This window comes from Saccharospirillum mangrovi (assembly GCF_003367315.1).
GTDB classification, from domain to species: Bacteria; Pseudomonadota; Gammaproteobacteria; order Pseudomonadales; family Natronospirillaceae; genus Saccharospirillum; species Saccharospirillum mangrovi.
Window position 1 is genome coordinate 1439955 of sequence record NZ_CP031415.1, and the last position, 19776, is coordinate 1459730.

Genomic DNA, 19776 nt, shown 5'->3' on the forward strand with positions numbered 1-19776 from the left:
TACAATCGCGCCCCGGACATCGGTGGAACTCAGCATGACTCAACTCAGCGTTAACCTGAACAAGATCGCCCTGCTGCGCAACTCACGCGGTCGCGATTTCCCCAACGTGGTCGACTTTGCCGAAAAATTCATCGCCCTGGGCGTACACGGCATCACCATTCATCCGCGTCAGGACGAACGCCACATCAAACGCCAGGACGCCTTCGACCTGGCCGAATGCCTGGCAAAATATCCGCACGTCGAGTTCAACATCGAAGGCTATCCGTCTGAAGATTTCCTGCAACTGGTCGAAGCCACCAAGCCCGATCAATGCACCCTGGTGCCGGACTCACCGAACCAACTGACCTCCGACCACGGCTGGGATTTCTCCACCCAGGCCGACTACCTCGACGACATTCTGGCCCGCATCGAAGCCGCCGGTGTGCGCACCGCCTGCTTCCTCGACCCGGATTTGAAACAAGTCGAACTGGCCGCCGCCTCACGCACCCAGCGCATCGAGTTGTACACCGAAGGCTACGCCAGCGCACACGGCACCGAGCGCCAGGCACAGGTACACGAAACCTATCGCGCCGCTGCCGTTCGTGCGCATGAACTGGGCCTGGAATTGAATGCCGGTCACGACCTGGATTTGACCAATCTGCCCGATTTTCTGACCATCCCAAACATTCTCGAAGTCTCTATCGGCCACGTGTTGCTGGTGGAATGCATCGAGCACGGGATGCCAACCATAATTCGTCGCTACTTGGACACCTGTGCCAACAGCGCTTAAACCAAAGATCGGCTTAAAATTTCGATCACTGAACCGATAAAAAAAAATCCAACAGAGGAATCGCTGCGATGCCACACAGAAGCCTGGAACATTTGCTGCAACAAAACCGTGAATGGGCAGAGCGAATTAAATCCGAAGATCCGGATTTCTTTCGCCAGCTGGCGCAACAGCAAAAACCGGAATACTTATGGATAGGCTGCGCCGACAGCCGCGTACCGGCAAACGAAATCATGGGGTTAATGCCGGGCGAAGTGTTCGTGCATCGCAACGTCGCCAACCTCGTGGTACACACCGACCTGAACTGCCTGTCGGTGATTCAGTTTGCCGTTGAAGTACTGAAAGTGAAGCACATCATCGTCACCGGTCACTACGGTTGTGGCGGTGTGGCCGCAGCGCTGAAAAACCAACGCCTGGGCTTGATTGACAACTGGCTGCGTCATATTCAGGACATCATGAAACTCTACGGCAAGTACTTCGATGCACTGCCGGACGAAGCCACACGCATCTCTCGTTTGTGCGAAGTGAACGTGATGGCGCAGGTGCAGAGCCTGTCGGAAACCACCATCGTTCAGCAGGCGTGGGACGAAGGCCAGAAGCTGACCATTCACGGTTGGATTTACGGCCTGGAAGACGGCATCCTGAAAGACCTGAAAGTGTCACACAGCGATTCCAGCGAAATTCGTGGCAAAATTCACAACACCATTAAGGCGACTTTAGCCGGAGGCTAACAGCATGTTGACGAGTTTTATTCCGACACTCGATACCGTGCTCCAGTCCGATCGGACAGAAGCCATTTCACAATATCAAAACACCATCGGCGCCGAGATCAACTGGGTTGCCCTGGGGTTTATTGGCGGCGGCATTGTTGTCGCCATCATCGTTCTGTTCGGCATCAATTCCGACCAGAAACGCAGCATCAAGAAAAGCCAGACGGTCAAAAAATACAAAATACTCCGCCACGATGATGATTCGCGGACGGATAAATTAAAGGACGATTGACAGACCAAACCGTTCTGGTGAATTAAAACAGTGAGCGTCGGCACAGGTTTCAGTAAGCCTTGCCCATGTTGAAGGGGCGTTGTTTGTGCGACGCCTGCCAATACGAAGTAGCAGACGAATTTGAATACGCTGTGAACTGCCATTGTTCACAGCGCCGGCGCGCAACACAACAGGAGCTGCATTCGAACAATTTGCAGGCATCTCTATTGGAAAATTTCGGCTTCTGGTCGCGGATGGCAACATCATGCCTTATCAGCTGATGAATAGATGGTGTTGATGCGTGGCTGAATAAACCATATTCCCACGGGTAAAAACAAAAACGGAAAGTAGGTGCCAAGTGTTGAAGAAAACGTTGCCGGGGCATTCGTCTCAAAAGTACGGATGTTTTTCGCGATATAAAATGGAACGTACAACGCGCAATATATAGAGAAAAAATAGAGCAAACCAAGAATTGGCGCCAACCAGCTTGGGAGTTTTGAAGAAAAAAACAGGAAAGATGCCAGGAAAAAAGGCGTGTAAAAAGTTGAGAAAATAATTGAGAACTTGAAGAAATTATTTCCTGGTCGAATTTCAGCGGGTATACGGCGGTTGATTCCAACTCCAAGCGACCAGAACCAAAGAAAATAAATGACAAACCCGATAAGAAGACACAGTGGGATAAGAAGAAGTTCATAGCCAGACGATACAGCGATGATTTTGAAATTAAAATATATAGCTAAGTAGGGCGCCACAATTGGAAGTGCAATTCCTACCATAAATATTTGCCAGGATTTGGCTTTTAGAAAGAAGTTCATATAGAAATCCCTCATTTTGGTCTTTGAGCAATTTATGGATATAAGCTGCCTGTATTCGCATCAATAAGATAGCTTGTTGGCAGTTTTCATCAAAAGGCACATTGCGGCGCTAGTCGACTTGTTGTGTTGCTAAGTGGGCGCTGATGAATATTTGCACCCAAAGGATAAACCACCCCAAGGTGTAGGCGGCCAGGTCTTTCCAATCGAATGTAGAGCCAAACACCACTTTCAATATAGGTTTATCTTCCAGCCCAAGCCAGGCAAGTATTTCCATATACTGAGCAAACTCCACCAAAAAAGAGCAAGCCAAAACGCCAAACGCGAGCGGTAGGCTGGGTACGTCCAGGAACGTCTTCAAAAAATAGAACAGCCAGACAACCACCAGCGCATCACCCAGAAAGGGTCTGACGAAACGGTCGTTCACAAAGAGTGCAATGAACAGAAGGGCACCGAACAGCAGGCTGCTCAGAGTAAAATAGAATGCACTGAATCGAATCACAGAACTTCCTGTTCTTATATGAAGTGATACTTTCCGGCCGGGCTTACGGCAGAAATACGGCGACAAATACCTTCGCGGCATCAACTGCCGTGTGCATCACTGAACCACGCGTTCTACAGGCTGTTCCAGCAACAGATCGTCACCTCTGAAAACCCGCAAATACCCCGGCGGGCTCGATTCCGTACCCAGCCGAATGACATAACAGACGTATCTGTATTTGCCATTTTCAAAGCTGTAGAAGTGATTACCACCACTGCCATCGGCGGTGAAGGTTCCGTTATTCAATACCAGGTCCGGCAGTTCGGAAGTTGGGTTTGCAACGTCCCAAACAGCATAGCGAATACTTGAATCGTTCAATTCATCAAGCCGTATGCGGTATCGTCTGGTCTCCCATTCAAAGATGGGCTTTTTAATGTCGGCAATGCTTGGGTGCAGTCGTTGCCGGGCCTCTAGAATTAACTGGGCGCTGATGTTTTCTTCAGCGGGCGATTGGTGATTGATCGCGTAGATGTACCCATCGTCGTCCAGCCAAAGCTCTCCGTTGGCGAACATAATGCCTCGCCAGCCCATTTGGCTCCAATCATCCTGTGGGTCAGATTTTGACAGCCTGGTAATGAATTCTGCATCGAATACATCGTCAAAGCGGCCAAGAAAATCGTTCCGATCGGAAATGCTCGGAATAGGTGTGGTGCGATTCAGCGGGTAGCGCACGTGATCGACAATGTAATCCCGGTCTCCGGCTTTAAAGGCATCGATGATTGGCTGAACAACCTCTTCGGTATCGCCAAATGTCGCAGTGGCGAACAGACACAGAGACAGCGCTAAGAGCAGTTGAGTCTTCAATGGAATGGTTCCCTTCAGCGGAGGCAGATAGAGACGGCAGATAGACGGTTGGACGTTAACTGAAATAACGTATAAAGACACGACTTTCTCGGGTGGAAAATTACCGGAAAGTGTCGTTGTTATGTGAAGTGAGGTATTGCTCACGGAATTGTTTAGTGAGTCAGATAATCCGCAGAAAAAGCCGGGAACGCTATATCGCAGTATTTTCAGGGCAGTGAGGTCCGTCGGACCTCAGCCAGGTATTTGTCTTGAGCTTTGTTACAGGCTCCGGGCTTTATTGAAGCCGGAACTGTTTGAACGCTGTTACCAAGAGTTGCCTGAAATGCACCGGAATAATCACAAACAACGCCGTGCCTTTGTGAAAGTCCGGATTGAGCTGTTGATAGTATTGAATTTCCGCTTTCTCACTGGCCTTGAAGGCTTCCAGTTCATCGGCGGTGTATTTGCTGGTCCGGTTCACCGATACCAGGCAGCGGCTGGCTGTCGCCGGGCTTACATCGCCTGCCGGGTTAAAACGTTCAAACAAATCATGAGGCATGGCCCGATTTGGGTGCGGCCAGATAATACCCGTGCGCTTGGCGATGGCGCGGTACATGGCCGGGCTGAGCATGGTGTCGGCGTAATAGAGCTTTCGCCAGGGCCGGCGCAACCAGCATTTGAAACTCTCGGTAATCGAAAACTGAAAGGTATTACCGCCTTTGCGGTAATCGGGATAGAAGCCGGCTGACGCTCGAATGATGGTCGATGCTGATTCATCCGTGAACGTCAGCAAGCAATAACCCACAATAAATTCGCCTTCGAAATACAACCGCAGCCGGCGCTGAAAGGGGCCGGGGCTATCAAAATACTTCGCGAAGTATTCAGCGGAATCGACATTGGCAAAGCTGGACTGAATAACAGACTGGATTGCTTGTCGTTCGGTATCAGACACCCACTGTTTGGTCTGGGTGTATTCTTTGGTGCGTAATGTCATCGGATTATTCACTTCTGCCATCCAAACGGAACGGCGCTGGTAATACAGGCCGCATTGCAACTCAGACGACACTGGGGAGAAAACGGATGCAATTCCTACTGGACCTGCATATCTGTTTAGCTACGGCTGTCGGTTTTCCTTGCGAATCACCAGCTTTAAACCCGACCAAACCTCGTCGACAGCACAGACTTTAACGTCAACCAAGCCCAAAGGTAAGGCCACATCACGAACCACATCTTCGGTCATGTCTGTCGCAACCTTAGACACCTTCTTCGGCCAGCAAACCCAGATCATCCCGTTTTGTTTAATCGACGTCATTAGCCCAGGCAGTTCCTGCTCCAACTCACTGCGTTGCTTGGTGAAGAACTGAATGAAATCCAGGTCGCGGCTTAAACGGCTGAGAATCTTCAAGTTAGCGGGCAGGGGATGCAGCAGCGCATCGTAGCCTTCGGGTGCATTCTTTAAATACAGCGCATGGCCTTCTTTAATGCCCAGTTTCTTCACCAGAGGTGTGCCGGAATAGCCTGACATAGATGTTGGCTCCCATTGGTTTGTGTGTTTCTAATTCCGAAGACTTTGGAAAACAATTTGATTCGTACTTGGCTTGACCAATAAATCAGAGTTTCTTGATTGTTATAAATCGTTTTTTAAAGACTAATGTTAATGGTCTACTAAATCTAAATCTTCGGACTCCCTCTGGAGTGTACCTAAGCGCCCACTTATCTTCCGTACCATAAAATCCAAAAGTAATCAGATTACCGGAGTGCGACTTTAAGTTCTGGATGAAGCCAAAATACTCTGGAGTAGATGCTTCATCAACCAAGTTTAAATCTTCATCAAGTAGGTTAAACCAGTATTTTACACTGTTAAAACTGTCGTATTTCGTGATGAGAAGAGTATGCCCACCAACTTTATACTCAGCCTCAATTGAAATTCCACTTAAGGTTATGTGCTTATCTTCTCCACGCTTAAAAGCATCCATCTCAAAAGTGATGTTCAGAGCGGTGTTCTTTCGCGGAGTGCAAGAGTATTCGTTTGTTGGAATCATGGTTTACTGTCGTTCCATGCGTTGATTGAACAGCATATACACATTAGGCCTTGGTATTAATTTTTGTGCTTTGAACCAATTCGACATTTAGGTAAACGTTCAGATTGATCCTTGCGAGACAGTAGGCGTGTTGGATGAGGCTTCGTTAAAACCATGACCGATGCTAAGGAACTGGCCACTCGGTCGTTTCATGGTCTGGGTGTTGTCTGTTTGTGTCTTTGATACCTGTAGAGCCGTCCGGGTCATTTTGTTCAGTTGAGCCGTAGTCTTTCAGATGTGCAAGCTGATCAACCTGGGGCAGGCGACTTTCCATGCCCAACTGGAATTCCAGTGGTATGTCTTTGGGTTCATCGAACGAGCCAATGGTCATCGATATGTGGGCATTTTTGTCGTGCTTGAAAAATAGCGGAGTGCCGCATTTATGACAAAACCCGCGCTCTACAAATTCAGAGCTTCGGAATACGTGAGGGTTACCCCGAGTCCAGGTGAAATCGTTTAATGGAACACCAACCAGCGCAGAGAAAAAGTTGCCAGAGGCTTTTTGACACATACGGCAATGGCAGACGTGAGGATTGTCCAGAAGGCTTTTGGCGGAAAAGCGTATGCTTCCACATTGGCAACCGCCGTATAAGGTCTTACTCATTCTTGGTGCCCCTTTTTGTGCCCAAAGATGTAATAACTGTTTCAGGATGAGTTCTGCCGGTCTTCACTCGGGCTGTTTTCTTGACCAAGAAATTAGGCATCGGTAAGGGTGTTCTCTGGCTCTACCGACGCCACCAGTTTCACTCGATTGCCTTCCGGGTCCTGAACCCACGCCGCTTCAATGCGACCATTAAACACCTTCGGTGGTACAAGCGCCGAGGCACCGCATTGTTGGGCTTTCTCAAACAGTGCAGCAACGTCGTTGCACCACAATACAACTTCGGATTGCGATGGGCCTTGTTCGGTAGCAAGGCCCGTAAGCCGCGTAAGTGCCTCACGGCTTGTGAGGCCAAGCGTGAATGTACCTACGGAAACCTCGATATGTTCAGCGGCACCTGTAGCCGGAAATCGAAACCTTTCGTCCATACCCAACGCCCGATAGAAGAGAGCTAGTGCCTCTAGGTCATCGGCATAGACGTTCACTTGAGCATCCGTAAGGGTTGAAGTCACATCGTAGTTCCTATTGCTTGGCCGACATGAGAAAGCCTATCTGGACGCTCAACATAAACCTTTTGACTCAGTAAGAGAAAGATTTATAGCTGACTGATCCATTGCCGAATCAAATCAATAATGTCTCTTTTATGGGCCAAGGCTTGTTCAGAGGATTGAATCTCCAATACACATCGATCGGGAGCCTTCCAGTTTACGAAGCCATTAGGGTCTTCAAGCTGCATAGCCTTTTCCAAAGGCTTTGGCTTGGCGCCACGATGTAGGACGATTTGAATGTTCTTGGGCGGGTGTAATCGGAAGGTTGCAAAATGATCATCGATTTTAAAACTGGGCGCATTCCACTTAACTTCTTCAACAATACGGGCATCGATGTTCAAAATTGCCGCCCGGAGTTCGTTGATGGCAGCTTTGTGAGGGTGCTCCGAAGCAGCCATGAAGGATTCTGCTGAGTTAGCTTTGCTTTCCTTTTTCATATATCACGCTCCAAGGTGGCGTAATGCTTAAGAATCTGCGGTCGATATTGCCGCGAGATACTGGCCCTAACCCTGGGTAGTCGCTTTAGCAGCGTTCAATAAGACATTACTATCAAATTTATTTATAAGAGACGGTGCTTATAGGTTACACCCGAGAAGGTAAGGATAGGAGACGACCGGGCGAGAGTTCCCTGTGCTCACGACGCGGTTATGTTATTCAGTACGCGACCCTATGATTGAACTGGATCATTATTTCATAGGTATAACCAATAACCACGCACACCTCATCCGGATTCAGAAATGTATAAAGGGCATTAACCAGAAGGTTATCCGCTTCTGCACCTAGCCAAACTTCCTAAGACTATTGGACAGTCGCTATCGCTATTACAGCAAGCTGTTAGTTTCATCGGTTGATTGAATACCAACGAAGAACTTGCGATCACCGTCTGGTTATTCATCGTATGGCTGTACCCTGTAGTTGTGTCACTTAACAACTACAGGACCACAGGCGACTAAAACCATTGTTAACAGCACGGATGTGCATACAGTCGGATCACGGCTTACCTGCTTGAAGGTTCACTATTCGTCAGTCAAATAATCCAAGTCAATCTTGAACCCACTTTCGGGATCAATAAACATACTTTCAAACCGTGCTGCCAGATCAGCGATAAATAAGGGCGTTGCTGCTTCTAAGGCCATTTGCTCAAAGTTATGTTCATTCAACAGGAAGGGAGCGCGACGTTTGTGTACTAAAGCATCGCTGTAGGAAGTGGCATACAGATACTGGTTGCGTGTATCCCAGAGTGATCCAGAAATGACACCTAACGAATCCACTTCTGTTCCGGGAACGAAATAGGCGGCGACAAAGGTGAGGTAGGTGATGCTCAATGGGTTGAGGTAGAGATCGGAGTCGCTAAACGTATCGATCATCAAAACGGCGTCCGCACGGTGACGGGCAGCAGCGACGCGGACAGCTTGAACGGTATTTTCTTGTACCGTGCTGTTGTTAATGACCATGTAATCGGCCACTACGTTTCCGTTACGCAGTTGATCCAGCATGGGAGTTAGCTTTTCCAGGATCATGTTCTTAGTCTGGCTCTCATAGACGCCGTAGTAGTCTTCAAAATAGATGCCAAGAACAAATGGGCGACCCAAGGCAGGATTTAGGTCCAGTATTGTTTGAATGTCAGATTCAGTCTGGTTAAGACCTGCTACAGACATTTCATCGCTGATGCGGCCCTGATCGAACCCGGTGGAGGCGCAGCCAGTTAAGGTGACGGTTAAAATTAACAGGAGTCCGTACTTAAAGGTCGAAGTCATTAGAGGTGTCCTTACTGCATGTTTGTTGAATTTGTATCTTCCAGTGACCCGAGGGAGTTTGGTCTGTGTTACTGCAACTTTTCTCCGCACTTTGAACAATACTCCGCTTTAACCAGTAAATTTTGGTTCATCACCGCTCGACCGCATGCATCACAGAATTTCATTGATCTGAGATTTAGTATTGTAACAAGGGCTACTGCTGTAACCATCATATAGAAGGCTTGTCCAGCAATGCCCATTGCGTAAACAAAGCCTATTAAAAGCAATCCTGTGCCAATGATGAAAGGTGGCCAAAATTTGCGCTTAAGTTGCGCATTTTTACCGACAATGAAAATGGCAGTGCTAATTCCCCCTAATACAATCCAAGTGCCAATGAAAATTGGAAATACGACGTCTGAACTCATGGTTGCTCCTTATCTCGGTTATTAGTCGTCTCTTAGGCCAGCTAATTCGACGCTTTTGGTTTTACCTTTCGTTGCGCTTCTTTGTATACCAGCCACGAGGACATCCACCTTAACCCTTGGCAGCTAAGTATCACAGCGTGATACTCGAGATACTGTGTATTTATCAGGACGATGCCTATGCCGAAGCGAGGAAGAGCCTTATCTCACTCGAAGCAACACCTTATTACCATTGTGTCGCGCGCTGTGTGCGACGGGCCTTTCTGTGTGGTCGTGATTGGCAGGCAGGTAGGGACTTAAACATCGGCGACTTAACAGGATACTCAACTTAATTCTTCGATAACTACTGAGAAAGCCTGGATTGTTCCATCCTTCAGTCAGCATCCATATTATCCAGGGTAGTTAAAACCTTTGCCCAGCAGGCTTTTATTTCTCTAATGACCGGCGGCAAACTTTGTACAAGACCTGGCTTTTCGCGCACTTCAAAATGTTGCAATAGCCATTCATCGGACCAGCCATCCCAGACACCTGCGACAGAGCTCAGGTTACTTTTTAATACCGGAAAAACTTCGTGCCAAAGAATGGCCTCAACTTCAGCCACTGTCAGCCCAGATTTGCGGATAGTACGAGCGATGTATTGATAGGTGAAATCTGTGATTTCTGTATCGAGAAACAGATCAGACAGTGCTCGCCAAATAGGTAATCGGGTTTCTTCTTTGATCATATTGGATACTGGTTTTCCGGTTAGCAGAACACCCACCTTAACTTATCCTAAGTGGGCGTCCTGTTAATTCGTTCAAGAGCAGTCTTACCGTTCCTATTACGAGGTTTGATCATAAGCCTTTCTCAAACCATTTAGATGGCTAGGAAGTTGTAGATGGGATTATTTTGTGATCCATTTCTGAGAAATAGCGCTACGGTGGGTGTCCTGTTAGTTGAATTCTGATTTAAAAGTATACGAAACTATAAGTGCCACAAACAGACAATTAAACAGGGGTCTTGATGAAAATTCAAATCGGGAAAGTTTTAGATAAGAATATATACATATTGTGGCTACTCATATTTTACGCTTTTAATGTCAGTGAAATACATGCACAAGCACAAAATGCTTTTAATATGTCATCAAGAGAAATTGAGGAAACGGAAATAGAAGAATTGTTAGTTGAAAATGAAATAAATTTATTGGCTCCTATTTTTCGAACCTATGAGTTTATCGATAAAGAAGGAAGGCACTTGTTAATATTGATGGAAAATGAAATTAGAGATCAAGAAAATAGGTATGATGAAATTTATGCGAATTGCTATTTAGAAGATAATGGAAATCTAGAATTAGAATGGAAGCTAAGAGACTTCAAAAATCCAAATGATGACCCTTACAACCATAAGCCAGAGTTTTCGATATGGTTTTGGACAAGATACCTGACTTTAGAAGACCTTGACGGCGACAATCTAGTTGACCCTATTATTGTTTATGGGTCATCTGGCTTGAATGATTATGGAGATGGGAGAATTAAGATATTGATGTACAACAAGAAAATAAAGAGAGCAATTAGGCATCAAAATGGGGAGCTTGATGGTGAGAGAAATACACAGATTGATAAAGAATTTTATGATCTACCTTTACCTATAAGAGAGGAAGTATATCAAATAATGCTGCAGATTGAGGGAAATAATCATGGTGTCTTCCCTAGAGGATGGGAAGAAGCGATGAGACAGAAAAGAACTTGGATTAGTGAGTAATCCAAGGAGCCTGTAAATAAAACTGTGTAAACCGCCTATCATAGCCCCTAACCGGGAGAGGATAGGCTGAAGAACAAGAAAGACCTGGAAACCTTTGTGTAATTAACAGGGCAACCAGCTTAGCCCTTGACAGCCCGGCGTTGACTAAAAGGACACACATCTTAACTGACTAATAAGATACTCATCTTAACGATTTTTATGGTGGGTGTCCTGTTAATTCGGTAGTTTAATAAAGATAGCAAGCAAAGGTAGATTGCGCTGTCATAAGTTGGTTGCCAACCTACGCTATTAGGCAGTCCAAATTCAGCCAAAATGAAAGCCGCAACTGAAGCTCCTGCTAATATCGGTGCGATGGGTTGAATTTTCTTCATACTAAAACTCCTTCCTGAATGAACTATTAATTCAATTTTTTCAGGGTAGCTACATTAATTTACTTCTAACATGAGTGTCCTATTAACTGGTTAAAGCTCGTTTCGTTTGAACATTTCACCTTGCTCTTCATCAGAGCTACCAATTGCTATGTGTACTGCTGTTCTTGCACGATAACGTTCATAGATAGAGTCAATTGTGTCAATACTAGCCACTTTTATACGTGGATCACCGATAAAGCACTCGAAGTGTTCACCAAAAAATTTCTGAACAGGCTTTGTTGTCAATTCATGGGGATTGCAATTTCTGGATGACACAACCCCAATAGCTGGAACTACCGAGAAGCCATCATATTTTGAGTATAGGAAAACGAAAGAACTGGGGCTTATTCGAAGCATATCTTCACATTGAGAGGTCAGCTTATCAAACTCTGATTTTGGGTAGGAATCGTTGGGCTCAATTTTCTTTGCTTGTGCTAAAAATCCTTTTTTAACATGAAATCCATCTAAGTTAATTTCTAATGACCCAACGAAGTCCGCTCCGTACCGCTTCTCTTGGCTGTTCCTTCCCCGATCCGTTAATGTCATCGCACTCCACGTGAAAGGGCTCCTTTGAGATCTGCGCATTTCACTCTGAATATAAGCTATCAACCTATCAGTAATTGCAGGCTCTTGCTGAGCTCTACCATGGGCCATATCTTCAATAGCAAGGCGAGCTGCAGAAGATATTTTTCTCGAAAATGCTGATGAAAGTTTCTTATTTTTAAACATCGATATCTCGCTTACTTACTTAGAGTTTTAACAGTTTATTCATAGTCATTTACGCCTCGTATTTCGGCGGGACCTTGGTTTAACGTTACCATGGTGTTCTGTTCCGGCCCAGTAGGCATGGTGCATCCCAGCATGGTCAACCACTTACATCCATTCCGTCAAAACCGTCTCATACGCCCCTTATTTCGTACATCAGAGTCTCCATAGACGCATATCCTGGGCTTTATCTGGGATATGCATCGCACTACATTGGGTGTCCTGTTAGTTCCTCATTCTGTTTGTACTGAGATTTCAATTTTTTCTTCTGTTCTTTATCCATGCTCGGGACTCATAACGCCGAGGTTTGGGGCCGTAGTGGAGCGCCAGCGGAACGGAGGTCCCAGCCGCATGCGACAACACCACCTTGTTAGCTGTTTCTTGGTACCGCATTTAGCACCTGTGAAAAACCAAGCAGCCCTTTTTCTATTGTTACTTCCACTTCTTGGCCAATAGAAAATGACTGATTATCTTTAGGGCGATAGGTTATAGCCCCGTCTTCATTAGTGAGCTCAAGATATTCTATGAAATCATAGCGAATCCTTCGCTCCGCCATTTTTGTAACTTTATATATTTCTACTCTTCGATTGCCAGTGTCTGGCATATTATTAAGTAGCGATACTGCAATCATGCCACCAAGAATACTGAAGAAGAATGTCATCGGGTAATTTGGTGGCTGTTGATACCAAGGACGCTTGTCTAAATTGAAGATTACATTCATGTACTTTAGCGACTGCTTTCTTCGGTATATAAAATATAAAACACCAATACAAAGCCCAATTACCACTCCAATTAACGTAAGGTAATGTCCATCTATAACATCAGCATTCAATATGAACCCCATCTGGGAAACCATACTGATAAGTATTACTAATATTCCGGCTGGTAGAATCTTTCTCATTTTGTACAGCTAACGCCTGGCACAGCGGCAAGCGTCAGCGAGTCCAGGCCCGCAGGGCCGATGCTGATGCCACTTGTTAGAATTTACTTGCTTATTTTCCTGCGTATTACAAACCACAGATTTAGCTAGATTTCGATTTTGCCAAGAATACAAAGGTATTGCCAATGGACCAAAAACACAAAACGCTATATCCCACAAGACTGTCGGTTTAAGCTTTCTATTTTTGGCAATGAAATAACAAATACCAGCCCCTAAAATCCAGATAATTGCGGGTATATAAATTGTAGCCATTTAATATCTCCTTTTCTGAGCTATTCAAAATCCTATGTGACCATTATTTCGACTTACTATCTGCCTTTGGGCTGAATTGTTTTGAATCCTAACAGTTTATTCATCGTCACTTACGCCTCTTATTTAGGCGCGACCTTGGTTTCACGTTACCACGGCGTTCTGCTCCAGCCCGGTGGCTAACGTACATCTCAGCGTGGTTGAAGGCTGATTACTTCTGACATCAATTCCAGAAAGAACTGTCCTAACCAACGCCTATTCCGTATACCAGCCAATGCGTGGGATGGTAAGTCTGATGGATACTAAATAGCCAACAAACACGCTACCGCCCGGCCAGTTACAAGGCGACCAAGGTGGTTAGGTTGTGAAAACCTATAAGACCACAAGTGCCATTTTGCTGTCTTCCCAACGGGCGCATTTCTGTCCGCTTTTGTTACAACCAAAGCCCTTACCTTTTCCCTGCCCAACAAAAAGCCCCCTGTCACAAAACAGAGGGCTTTCACCAGGGCTTCAAAGCTAGGGCTGTTCTAACTCAGCCTAACTCATCCAACTGCTTCAACTGCCCCTCCAACTCCCGAACGCTGGCTGCCAACCCCTCAGCCTTCTCCCGCTCTTTAGCAATCACCGCTTCCGGTGCCTTGCTAACAAAGCTTTCGTTGCTCAGTTTGCCTTCCACACGCGCCAGGTCTTGCTTGGCTTTGTCGATGGCTTTGCTGAGGCGGGCTTGTTCGGCGGCTACGTCGATTAGGCCGGCTAGCGGTACCAGTACTTTCAGTTGGCCGACGAGCTGGGTGGAGGCGGGTGGGGCGTCGTCGCCTTCGTTGAGCCAGGTGATGCTTTCGAGTTTCGCCAGGGTTTTCAGGAAGGTTTCGTTTTCCTGTAGGCGGCGTTGGTCTTCGGCGCTGCCGTTCTGGAACAGGACGGGCAGTTCTTTGCCTGGGGCGATGTTCATTTCGCCGCGGATGTTGCGGATGCCGACGATGACGCCTTTGAGCCATTCGGCGTCGGCTTCGGCGGTGGCGTCGATCTTGGTTTCATCGGCGCGCGGGTAGGGTTGCAGCATGATGGTGTCGCCGGTTTTGTCGGCGAGGTCGCGGATCGACAGCCAGATTTCTTCGGTGATGAACGGCATCACCGGGTGCGCCAGGCGCAACAGGGTTTCCAGTACGCGCACCAGGGTGCGGCGGGTGCCGCGTTTGCGTTCGGCGCTGGCGTTGTCGTCCCACAGGACTGGCTTGGAGAGTTCCAGATACCAGTCGCAGTATTCGTTCCAGATGAATTCGTACAGCGCCTGGCTCATCAGGTCGAAGCGGTAGTTGCTGTAGTAGCGTTCCAGGTCGGCTTCCAGGCGTTGCAGGCCGGAGATGATCCAGCGGTCGGCCAGTGTCAGTTCAACGTCGCCGCCGTTTTGGCCGCAGTCTTCGCCTTCGGTGTTCATCTGGACGTAGCGCGCAGCGTTCCAGATTTTGTTGCAGAAGTTGCGGTAGCCTTCCAGGCGTTTAACGTCGAAGTTGACGTCGCGGCCCTGGCTTGCCATGGCGGTCAGCGTGAAACGCAGGGCGTCGGTGCCTGACGGTTCCATGCCTTCGGGGAAGGCTTTGCGTGTGGCTTTTTCGATTTTTTGCTCGAGCTTGGGTTGCATCAAGCCGTAGGTGCGTTTGGCGACGAGGTCGTCAACGCTGATGCCGTCAATCAAGTCGATTGGGTCGATGACGTTGCCTTTCGACTTCGACATCTTCTGGCCGTTTTCGTCGCGAATCAGCGGCGTGATGTAGACCTGCTTGAACGGGACTTGTGGTTTGCCGTCGTCGTCTTTGATGAAGTGCATGGTCATCATCATCATGCGGGCGACCCAGAAGAAGATGATGTCGAAACCAGTCACCAGCACGTTGGTCGGGTGGAAGGTTTTCAGCATCTCGGTGTCGTCGGGCCAGCCGAGGGTGGAGAAGGTCCACAGCGCAGAACTGAACCAGGTGTCGAGGACGTCTTCGTCTTGCGTCAGTTCCAGGTCGGCCGCCAGGTTGTGCTTCTCGCGCACTTCGGCTTCGCTGCGACCGACGTAGAAGTTGCCGTCGGCGTCGTACCAGGCGGGAATCTGGTGGCCCCACCAGAGCTGACGCGAAATACACCAGTCCTGAATGTCGCGCATCCAGGCGAAGAAGGTGTTTTCCCATTGCTTGGGTACGAATTGGATGTCGCCGTTTTCGACCGCCTTGATGGTCGGTTCGGCCAGCGGTTTGGCGGAGACATACCATTGGTCGGTGAGCCAGGGTTCGATAACGGCATCGGAACGGTCGCCGCGCGGCACCATTAGGGTGTGGTCTTTAATGGAGTCGAGCAGGCCAGCGGCTTCAAATTCGGCGACGATTTTCTTGCGCGCTTCGAAGCGGTCTAAACCGGCAAAACCGGCGGGCAGGGCGGTGTCGTATTCGACTGGCTTGCCTTGGTAATCGTAGGCTTCGGCTTGGGCTAATACAGCGGCATCTTTGTCGAAAATATTGATCAGAATTGAGCCGTGGCGTTTGCCGACTTCGTAGTCGTTGAAGTCGTGTGCCGGGGTGATTTTCACGCAGCCGGTGCCAAATTCGAGGTCGACGTAATCGTCGGCCACAATTTTCAGGCGGCGGCCAACCAGCGGCAGTTCGACTTCTTTGCCGACCAGTTGCGTATAGCGTTCGTCTTCCGGGTTCACCGCAACCAAGGTGTCACCGAGCATGGTTTCCGGGCGAGTGGTGGCGACGACGATGTAGTCTTTGCCGTCGGCGGTTTTGGCACCGTCGGCGAGCGGGTAGCGGAAGTGCCAGAGCGAGCCTTGTTCTTCTTTGCTTTCCACTTCCAGATCGGAAATGGCGGTGTGGAATTTCGGATCCCAGTTGACCAGGCGTTTGCCGCGGTAAATCAGGTCGTCTTCATACAGCCGGACGAAGACTTCGCGCACCGCGTTCGACAGCCCTTCGTCCATGGTGAAGCGTTCGCGCGACCAATCGACCGAGTCGCCGAGGCGACGCATCTGGCCGGTGATGGAGTTGCCGGATTCTTCTTTCCATTGCCAGACGCGGTCGATGAAGGTTTCGCGGCCCAGGTCGTGACGGGTGATGCCTTTTGCCGCCAGTTGGCGTTCCACCACCATCTGGGTGGCGATGCCGGCGTGGTCGGAACCCGGTTGCCACAATGTATTGCGGCCAGCCATGCGGTGATAACGAGTGAGCGCGTCCATCAGGGTTTGCTGGAAGGCGTGGCCCATGTGCAGGCTGCCGGTCACGTTCGGCGGCGGAATCATGATGCAGTAAGATTCGCCTTCACCACTGGGCTGGAAGTATTGGTTGGCTTCCCAGCGCTGGTAGTGTTTGCCTTCAATCGCCTGAGGTTGGTAAGTCTTCTCCATGGGGCTGCTCGTTGCTCGCTGTCATCGGGGCTCGGAAAGTCCGCAGTGCGTTGGCGGCTGCGGGTACACGGGACCGCGCATTATACATGGGCGAGCGGACTAATCCGAGCCGTGGCGAGGCTGGCTTTTGTGTTCGGCGAGCAGGCGTAGGAAATCGTTGCGCAGGCGGCGGCGCAGGTCGCGTTCAAACAGTTGCAGGTAGTCGGCCAAGGCTTCGTCAGCCCAGCGATTAAAGGCGGCTTCGAGGTTGTCGGTCAGAACCGCGTCGAGCGATTCTTCAAAGTTCAGTTCGGCTTGTTCTTCAGCGGCGCGGGCTTCGGCTTCGTTGCGGATGCGGATCAGCTCGGACAATGAATCCGACGATAAAAACGGGTTGTCCGGGTTCAGCGGTGACGCCGGGCGTTTTTCCACCACTTCGTCGACCACCGGTAAGGCCGGCTCGGAACGCGCCATGCGATCCAGGCTCTGGCGCAATGCTTCCAGATCGTCGAGCAGATGTTGGCGCAGGCGGTCGTCAGACATTAAACGCGATCTCGCAAATCGTGACGGTTCAGTGGGTAGCCGCGATCCTGATAAAACCGATACCGCTGGCGGCTGGCTTCCAGCACAGCCGGTTCCTGGCTGACCACTTCGAACACGCGCTCAAAGCGGGAAAAATAATCCGGCAATTCAGTCGCCAGATTGATCAGCACGTCGTGGTGCTGGCCGGGGTGATCGTGCCAGCCAATCTGCACGGCTTCGGCGTCGCCATCAAGCAGGCTGTGTGGCAGGAAGCTGTCGGGGGTTAATCCCCACAAGGTGTTGCTCAGGTTTTGCGCCTGTTCAGCGTTATCGACCGCCAGCAGAACACTGTGCTGGCGCGACCGGGCTTTGATCACCAGTCGGGCGGCGTAAGCCAGGCGGTCGAGCGTCTGGACGGCGGGAATGATGTGGAAGTCGATGCGGGTCATAAGCCATTTCGTGTTGCAAACCTGTGCATGGTAATCAAAGGCCAAAATGGAAGAAACGGCCAGGTTTGCAAAAATGGACCCGAATAACCCGGGCAGCAGATTCGCCCGGGTTGGCTGGAGGGCTTGGCGTTAGAATGGACGGATCCGGAGGATTTCGGCTTCGCCAATCGCCAGGGCTTCGGGCGAGGTATGCACCGAGTAATAACCCAGCGACAAGGGGTACGGATGCGGTATCGCCGAGCCGAGTACAAAGGTCGCGCCTTGTGCACCGGCTTGAATGTCGATCGGGTCGGTACTGTCTTCAAAGGCAGCCAGATCGCCAGCGGTGATGGCGCCATTGGCATCAAGGTCGCCTTTCGCCACTGCGATAAACGCCGTGCTCTGCTTGGGTTCGGGCACAAACTGCCAGCGTTCGTTGGGGGCCAGTGTCACCAATAAGTAGGTCATGTTTTGCGGGCTGCGCGCCGGGCTGGTAACGCCGGCGTAACTGCCAATCATGACGCGGGCGGGGCCGACAGCCGGGGTTTGGTCCGATTCGACAAATTGGGTGAACGATGACGAAAGTTCCAGTTCGGCGTCGAGCGCTACCCAAAGTTGAAAGCCCTGAATGCGCTTCGATTTACCTTGGCTCATTTCATCGCCATGCCAGATGCCGGTGCCGGCGCGCATCCACTCGACGCCGCCAACACCCATGTAGCCTTCATGACCGACTTTATCGTTGTAATGAACGTCGCCTTCGGTCAGCACCGTTACTGTGGCGATGCCGGAATGGGGGTGTATACCCATCTGGCTCATGGTTTGGGTTTCCATTTCGAACAAGTCGAGAAAGACAAAGGGTTTGAGCAACTGACCAAAATCGGACGGACTCATCAGCCGGGTGATGGGGCCATGGCTGTGGCCACGGGTGATGGCCGCTATGGATCGTTGAGTGGTGGTTTGATCAAGCATTTGAGTCGACATGTTAGTGGCCCGGTTTGGGAGTGGAAGGCTACTGTACAACCGGATTTTCTATCGGAGAATCCGTTTTAAATTGATATCAAGTATCAGTAATGAAGATGGATATCGCGCTGGTAATACCATTTTCATCATTTATATTGTTGCTTCTATTTCACCGGCATCAACAGATTAGATAGATGTTGCAGAGCGTTTCGATTGATCAGTTGCGCATGTTCGTCGCAGCCGCCAATACCGGCAGTTTTTCAGGTGCCGCGCGGCAATTGAACCGGGCACAGTCGGCCATCAGTCAATCCATGGTGGCGTTGGAAAATGCGCTGGGCGTTACGCTGTTTGATCGCAGCGAGCGCCTGCCCAAGCTGACGCCCGAGGGCAGTGCGTTGCTGGAACGCGCGCGTGGCATTGTTCAGGATACCGATGCACTGAAAACCGAAGCCCGACATTTGGCCGAAGGGCTGGAGCCAGAGTTGTCGCTGGTGTTGGACATCATGTTTCCGCAATACCTGTTGGTGCAGCTTGCCCGGGAATGGGCGCAACGGTTTCCCTCCACCCCACTGAGTATCTGTTTTGAAGCCTTGGGCGGGGTGTCCAGCCATGTGTTGGAAGGCCGTTGCAGTTTGGGGGTGATCGGTACGTTGCAGACGGTGTCGCCGGATCTGACCAAGGAATGGTTGTTCGATTTACCGATGACCACAGTGGTGGCGCCTGAGCATCCGTTGGCGTCGATGACCGGCATGATTCCGACCAGCGTGGCGGCGGAATACACGCAAATCGTCTTGACCGACCGCTCGGAACTGACGGTAGGGCTGGGCTTTGGCGTGATCGGCAAACAAACCTGGCGCGTGACGGAGCTGTCAACCAAGCAAGCGCTGTTACGCGCCGGCCTGGGCTGGGGCCACATGCCGCTGCCGGAAGTGGCGCAGGATGTGGCCGCCGGCTATCTGACTACCGTGACGCTCGAAGGCGGGCCAACTCACTACAAAATGCCGATGTCGGCGGTCTACCGCACCGATGCCCAGCCCGGCATTGGCGGGCGCTGGCTGATTGATCGGTTGAAGCAGTTGGCTGAATAAATTGGGTCGGGGTTGCCATCACCAATGCGATGGCAAGAG

25 protein-coding genes and 1 pseudogene are annotated in these 19776 nt (G+C 49.7%); 7 read left to right on the forward strand and 19 right to left on the reverse strand.

The window, feature by feature from the left end:
* The first annotated feature begins 34 nt into the window (after positions 1-34).
* The 4 genes from DW349_RS06925 (at position 35) to DW349_RS17705 (ending at position 2028) form a co-directional block, all read left to right on the forward strand.
* Entirely contained in the window at positions 35-769 is a 735-nt protein-coding gene (locus tag DW349_RS06925) for a pyridoxine 5'-phosphate synthase (protein ID WP_108124662.1), read from the forward strand.
* 68 nt (positions 770-837) lie between these two features.
* Complete coding sequence (can, locus tag DW349_RS06930) at positions 838-1497, forward strand: carbonate dehydratase (protein WP_108124661.1); 660 nt, start codon at positions 838-840, stop codon at positions 1495-1497.
* Between the two features lie 4 nt (positions 1498-1501).
* A complete protein-coding gene (locus DW349_RS06935; RefSeq protein ID WP_108124660.1) occupies positions 1502-1768 on the forward strand; it encodes a hypothetical protein in 267 nt (88 codons plus the stop codon).
* Between the two features lie 65 nt (positions 1769-1833).
* On the forward strand, positions 1834-2028 hold the full coding sequence (locus tag DW349_RS17705; RefSeq protein ID WP_438646595.1) for a GFA family protein: 195 nt from the start codon (positions 1834-1836) through the stop codon (positions 2026-2028).
* Here the strand turns inward: DW349_RS17705 and DW349_RS06940 are convergent.
* From DW349_RS06940 to DW349_RS06990, 11 genes are all read right to left on the reverse strand, one after another.
* Entirely contained in the window at positions 2011-2562 is a 552-nt protein-coding gene (locus DW349_RS06940; RefSeq protein ID WP_108124659.1) for a hypothetical protein, read from the reverse strand. The genes DW349_RS17705 and DW349_RS06940 overlap by 18 nt on opposite strands.
* A 109-nt stretch (positions 2563-2671) precedes the next feature.
* Positions 2672-3061 (reverse strand): ribosomal maturation YjgA family protein, encoded by a 390-nt coding sequence (locus DW349_RS06945; protein ID WP_198650426.1) that lies wholly within the window; start codon positions 3059-3061, stop codon positions 2672-2674.
* A 96-nt stretch (positions 3062-3157) separates the two neighbouring features.
* Entirely contained in the window at positions 3158-3904 is a 747-nt protein-coding gene (locus tag DW349_RS06950; protein ID WP_108124657.1) for a hypothetical protein, read from the reverse strand.
* A gap of 274 nt (positions 3905-4178) precedes the next feature.
* Positions 4179-4877, reverse strand: coding sequence for a hypothetical protein (locus tag DW349_RS06955; RefSeq protein ID WP_108124656.1), 699 nt, complete (start codon positions 4875-4877; stop codon positions 4179-4181).
* Between the two features lie 120 nt (positions 4878-4997).
* Entirely contained in the window at positions 4998-5408 is a 411-nt protein-coding gene (locus tag DW349_RS06960; protein ID WP_108124655.1) for a DUF3052 family protein, read from the reverse strand.
* An 85-nt stretch (positions 5409-5493) separates the two neighbouring features.
* Positions 5494-5925, reverse strand: coding sequence for a hypothetical protein (locus tag DW349_RS06965; RefSeq protein ID WP_108124654.1), 432 nt, complete (start codon positions 5923-5925; stop codon positions 5494-5496).
* Between the two features lie 163 nt (positions 5926-6088).
* A complete protein-coding gene (locus tag DW349_RS06970) occupies positions 6089-6568 on the reverse strand; it encodes a GFA family protein (RefSeq protein ID WP_108124653.1) in 480 nt (159 codons plus the stop codon).
* Positions 6569-6660: 92 nt separating this feature from the next.
* Positions 6661-7077, reverse strand: a complete 417-nt coding sequence (locus tag DW349_RS06975) for a VOC family protein (protein WP_108124652.1) — start codon at positions 7075-7077, stop codon at positions 6661-6663.
* Positions 7078-7160: 83 nt separating this feature from the next.
* Positions 7161-7550: a DUF1801 domain-containing protein gene (locus DW349_RS06980; protein ID WP_108124651.1), complete on the reverse strand. Its 390-nt coding sequence runs from the start codon at positions 7548-7550 to the stop codon at positions 7161-7163.
* 579 nt (positions 7551-8129) lie between these two features.
* The gene (locus tag DW349_RS06985; protein ID WP_108124650.1) at positions 8130-8870 is read right to left on the reverse strand and encodes a hypothetical protein; all 741 of its coding nucleotides are present in this window, start codon (positions 8868-8870) and stop codon (positions 8130-8132) included.
* A gap of 68 nt (positions 8871-8938) precedes the next feature.
* Complete coding sequence (locus DW349_RS06990; RefSeq protein WP_108124649.1) at positions 8939-9274, reverse strand: hypothetical protein; 336 nt, start codon at positions 9272-9274, stop codon at positions 8939-8941.
* Positions 9275-9432: 158 nt separating this feature from the next.
* Between DW349_RS06990 and DW349_RS17530 the strand changes: the two are divergent.
* A pseudogene (locus DW349_RS17530) lies at positions 9433-9564 on the forward strand (transposase); the annotation flags it as partial.
* An 80-nt stretch (positions 9565-9644) separates the two neighbouring features.
* On the opposite strand, the gene DW349_RS06995 reads toward DW349_RS17530, so the two are convergent.
* Positions 9645-10031, reverse strand: coding sequence for a DUF7079 family protein (locus DW349_RS06995; RefSeq protein WP_157954273.1), 387 nt, complete (start codon positions 10029-10031; stop codon positions 9645-9647).
* Positions 10032-10273: 242 nt separating this feature from the next.
* Here DW349_RS06995 and DW349_RS07000 point away from each other — a divergent pair, with 242 nt between their 5' ends.
* Positions 10274-11011 (forward strand): M949_RS01915 family surface polysaccharide biosynthesis protein, encoded by a 738-nt coding sequence (locus DW349_RS07000; RefSeq protein ID WP_108124647.1) that lies wholly within the window; start codon positions 10274-10276, stop codon positions 11009-11011.
* Positions 11012-11172: 161 nt separating this feature from the next.
* On the opposite strand, the gene DW349_RS17460 is transcribed toward DW349_RS07000, so the two are convergent.
* From DW349_RS17460 to DW349_RS07030, 7 genes are all read right to left on the reverse strand, one after another.
* Positions 11173-11382: a hypothetical protein gene (locus DW349_RS17460; RefSeq protein WP_157954272.1), complete on the reverse strand. Its 210-nt coding sequence runs from the start codon at positions 11380-11382 to the stop codon at positions 11173-11175.
* Positions 11383-11472: 90 nt separating this feature from the next.
* The gene (locus DW349_RS07005; RefSeq protein ID WP_157954271.1) at positions 11473-12150 is read right to left on the reverse strand and encodes a hypothetical protein; all 678 of its coding nucleotides are present in this window, start codon (positions 12148-12150) and stop codon (positions 11473-11475) included.
* 406 nt (positions 12151-12556) lie between these two features.
* A complete protein-coding gene (locus DW349_RS07010; RefSeq protein WP_157954270.1) occupies positions 12557-13018 on the reverse strand; it encodes a hypothetical protein in 462 nt (153 codons plus the stop codon).
* An 889-nt stretch (positions 13019-13907) separates the two neighbouring features.
* Entirely contained in the window at positions 13908-16760 is a 2853-nt protein-coding gene (locus DW349_RS07015) for a valine--tRNA ligase (protein WP_108124644.1), read from the reverse strand.
* Positions 16761-16859: 99 nt separating this feature from the next.
* A complete protein-coding gene (locus DW349_RS07020; protein ID WP_108124643.1) occupies positions 16860-17282 on the reverse strand; it encodes a hypothetical protein in 423 nt (140 codons plus the stop codon).
* On the reverse strand, positions 17282-17710 hold the full coding sequence (locus DW349_RS07025) for a DNA polymerase III subunit chi (protein WP_108124642.1): 429 nt from the start codon (positions 17708-17710) through the stop codon (positions 17282-17284). Before DW349_RS07025 ends, DW349_RS07020 begins: the two co-directional genes overlap by 1 nt.
* A 129-nt stretch (positions 17711-17839) precedes the next feature.
* On the reverse strand, positions 17840-18670 hold the full coding sequence (locus tag DW349_RS07030) for a pirin family protein (protein ID WP_108124641.1): 831 nt from the start codon (positions 18668-18670) through the stop codon (positions 17840-17842).
* Positions 18671-18843: 173 nt separating this feature from the next.
* Here DW349_RS07030 and DW349_RS07035 point away from each other — a divergent pair, with 173 nt between their 5' ends.
* A complete protein-coding gene (locus DW349_RS07035; RefSeq protein ID WP_108124640.1) occupies positions 18844-19737 on the forward strand; it encodes a LysR family transcriptional regulator in 894 nt (297 codons plus the stop codon).
* Positions 19738-19776: the final 39 nt, after the last annotated feature.

Excerpts from the sequence above, each read along its gene's own strand:
- DW349_RS17705 (WP_438646595.1), top strand. The coding sequence starts at position 1,834 with ATGTTGAAGGGGCGTTGTTTGTGCGACGCCTGCCAATACGAAGTAGCA.
- DW349_RS06925 (WP_108124662.1), top strand. The coding sequence starts at position 35 with ATGACTCAACTCAGCGTTAACCTGAACAAGATCGCCCTGCTGCGCAAC.
- DW349_RS07020 (WP_108124643.1), bottom strand. The coding sequence starts at position 17,282 with ATGTCTGACGACCGCCTGCGCCAACATCTGCTCGACGATCTGGAAGCA.
- DW349_RS06960 (WP_108124655.1), bottom strand. The coding sequence starts at position 5,408 with ATGTCAGGCTATTCCGGCACACCTCTGGTGAAGAAACTGGGCATTAAA.
- DW349_RS06980 (WP_108124651.1), bottom strand. The coding sequence starts at position 7,550 with ATGAAAAAGGAAAGCAAAGCTAACTCAGCAGAATCCTTCATGGCTGCT.
- DW349_RS07030 (WP_108124641.1), bottom strand. The coding sequence starts at position 18,670 with ATGTCGACTCAAATGCTTGATCAAACCACCACTCAACGATCCATAGCG.
- can (WP_108124661.1), top strand. The coding sequence starts at position 838 with ATGCCACACAGAAGCCTGGAACATTTGCTGCAACAAAACCGTGAATGG.
- DW349_RS07015 (WP_108124644.1), bottom strand. The coding sequence starts at position 16,760 with ATGGAGAAGACTTACCAACCTCAGGCGATTGAAGGCAAACACTACCAG.
- DW349_RS06990 (WP_108124649.1), bottom strand. The coding sequence starts at position 9,274 with ATGAGTTCAGACGTCGTATTTCCAATTTTCATTGGCACTTGGATTGTA.
- DW349_RS07035 (WP_108124640.1), top strand. The coding sequence starts at position 18,844 with ATGTTGCAGAGCGTTTCGATTGATCAGTTGCGCATGTTCGTCGCAGCC.
- DW349_RS07000 (WP_108124647.1), top strand. The coding sequence starts at position 10,274 with ATGAAAATTCAAATCGGGAAAGTTTTAGATAAGAATATATACATATTG.
- DW349_RS17460 (WP_157954272.1), bottom strand. The coding sequence starts at position 11,382 with ATGAAGAAAATTCAACCCATCGCACCGATATTAGCAGGAGCTTCAGTT.
- DW349_RS06985 (WP_108124650.1), bottom strand. The coding sequence starts at position 8,870 with ATGACTTCGACCTTTAAGTACGGACTCCTGTTAATTTTAACCGTCACC.
- DW349_RS06970 (WP_108124653.1), bottom strand. The coding sequence starts at position 6,568 with ATGAGTAAGACCTTATACGGCGGTTGCCAATGTGGAAGCATACGCTTT.
- DW349_RS07025 (WP_108124642.1), bottom strand. The coding sequence starts at position 17,710 with ATGACCCGCATCGACTTCCACATCATTCCCGCCGTCCAGACGCTCGAC.
- DW349_RS06935 (WP_108124660.1), top strand. The coding sequence starts at position 1,502 with ATGTTGACGAGTTTTATTCCGACACTCGATACCGTGCTCCAGTCCGAT.
- DW349_RS07005 (WP_157954271.1), bottom strand. The coding sequence starts at position 12,150 with ATGTTTAAAAATAAGAAACTTTCATCAGCATTTTCGAGAAAAATATCT.
- DW349_RS06955 (WP_108124656.1), bottom strand. The coding sequence starts at position 4,877 with ATGACATTACGCACCAAAGAATACACCCAGACCAAACAGTGGGTGTCT.
- DW349_RS06940 (WP_108124659.1), bottom strand. The coding sequence starts at position 2,562 with ATGAACTTCTTTCTAAAAGCCAAATCCTGGCAAATATTTATGGTAGGA.
- DW349_RS06965 (WP_108124654.1), bottom strand. The coding sequence starts at position 5,925 with ATGATTCCAACAAACGAATACTCTTGCACTCCGCGAAAGAACACCGCT.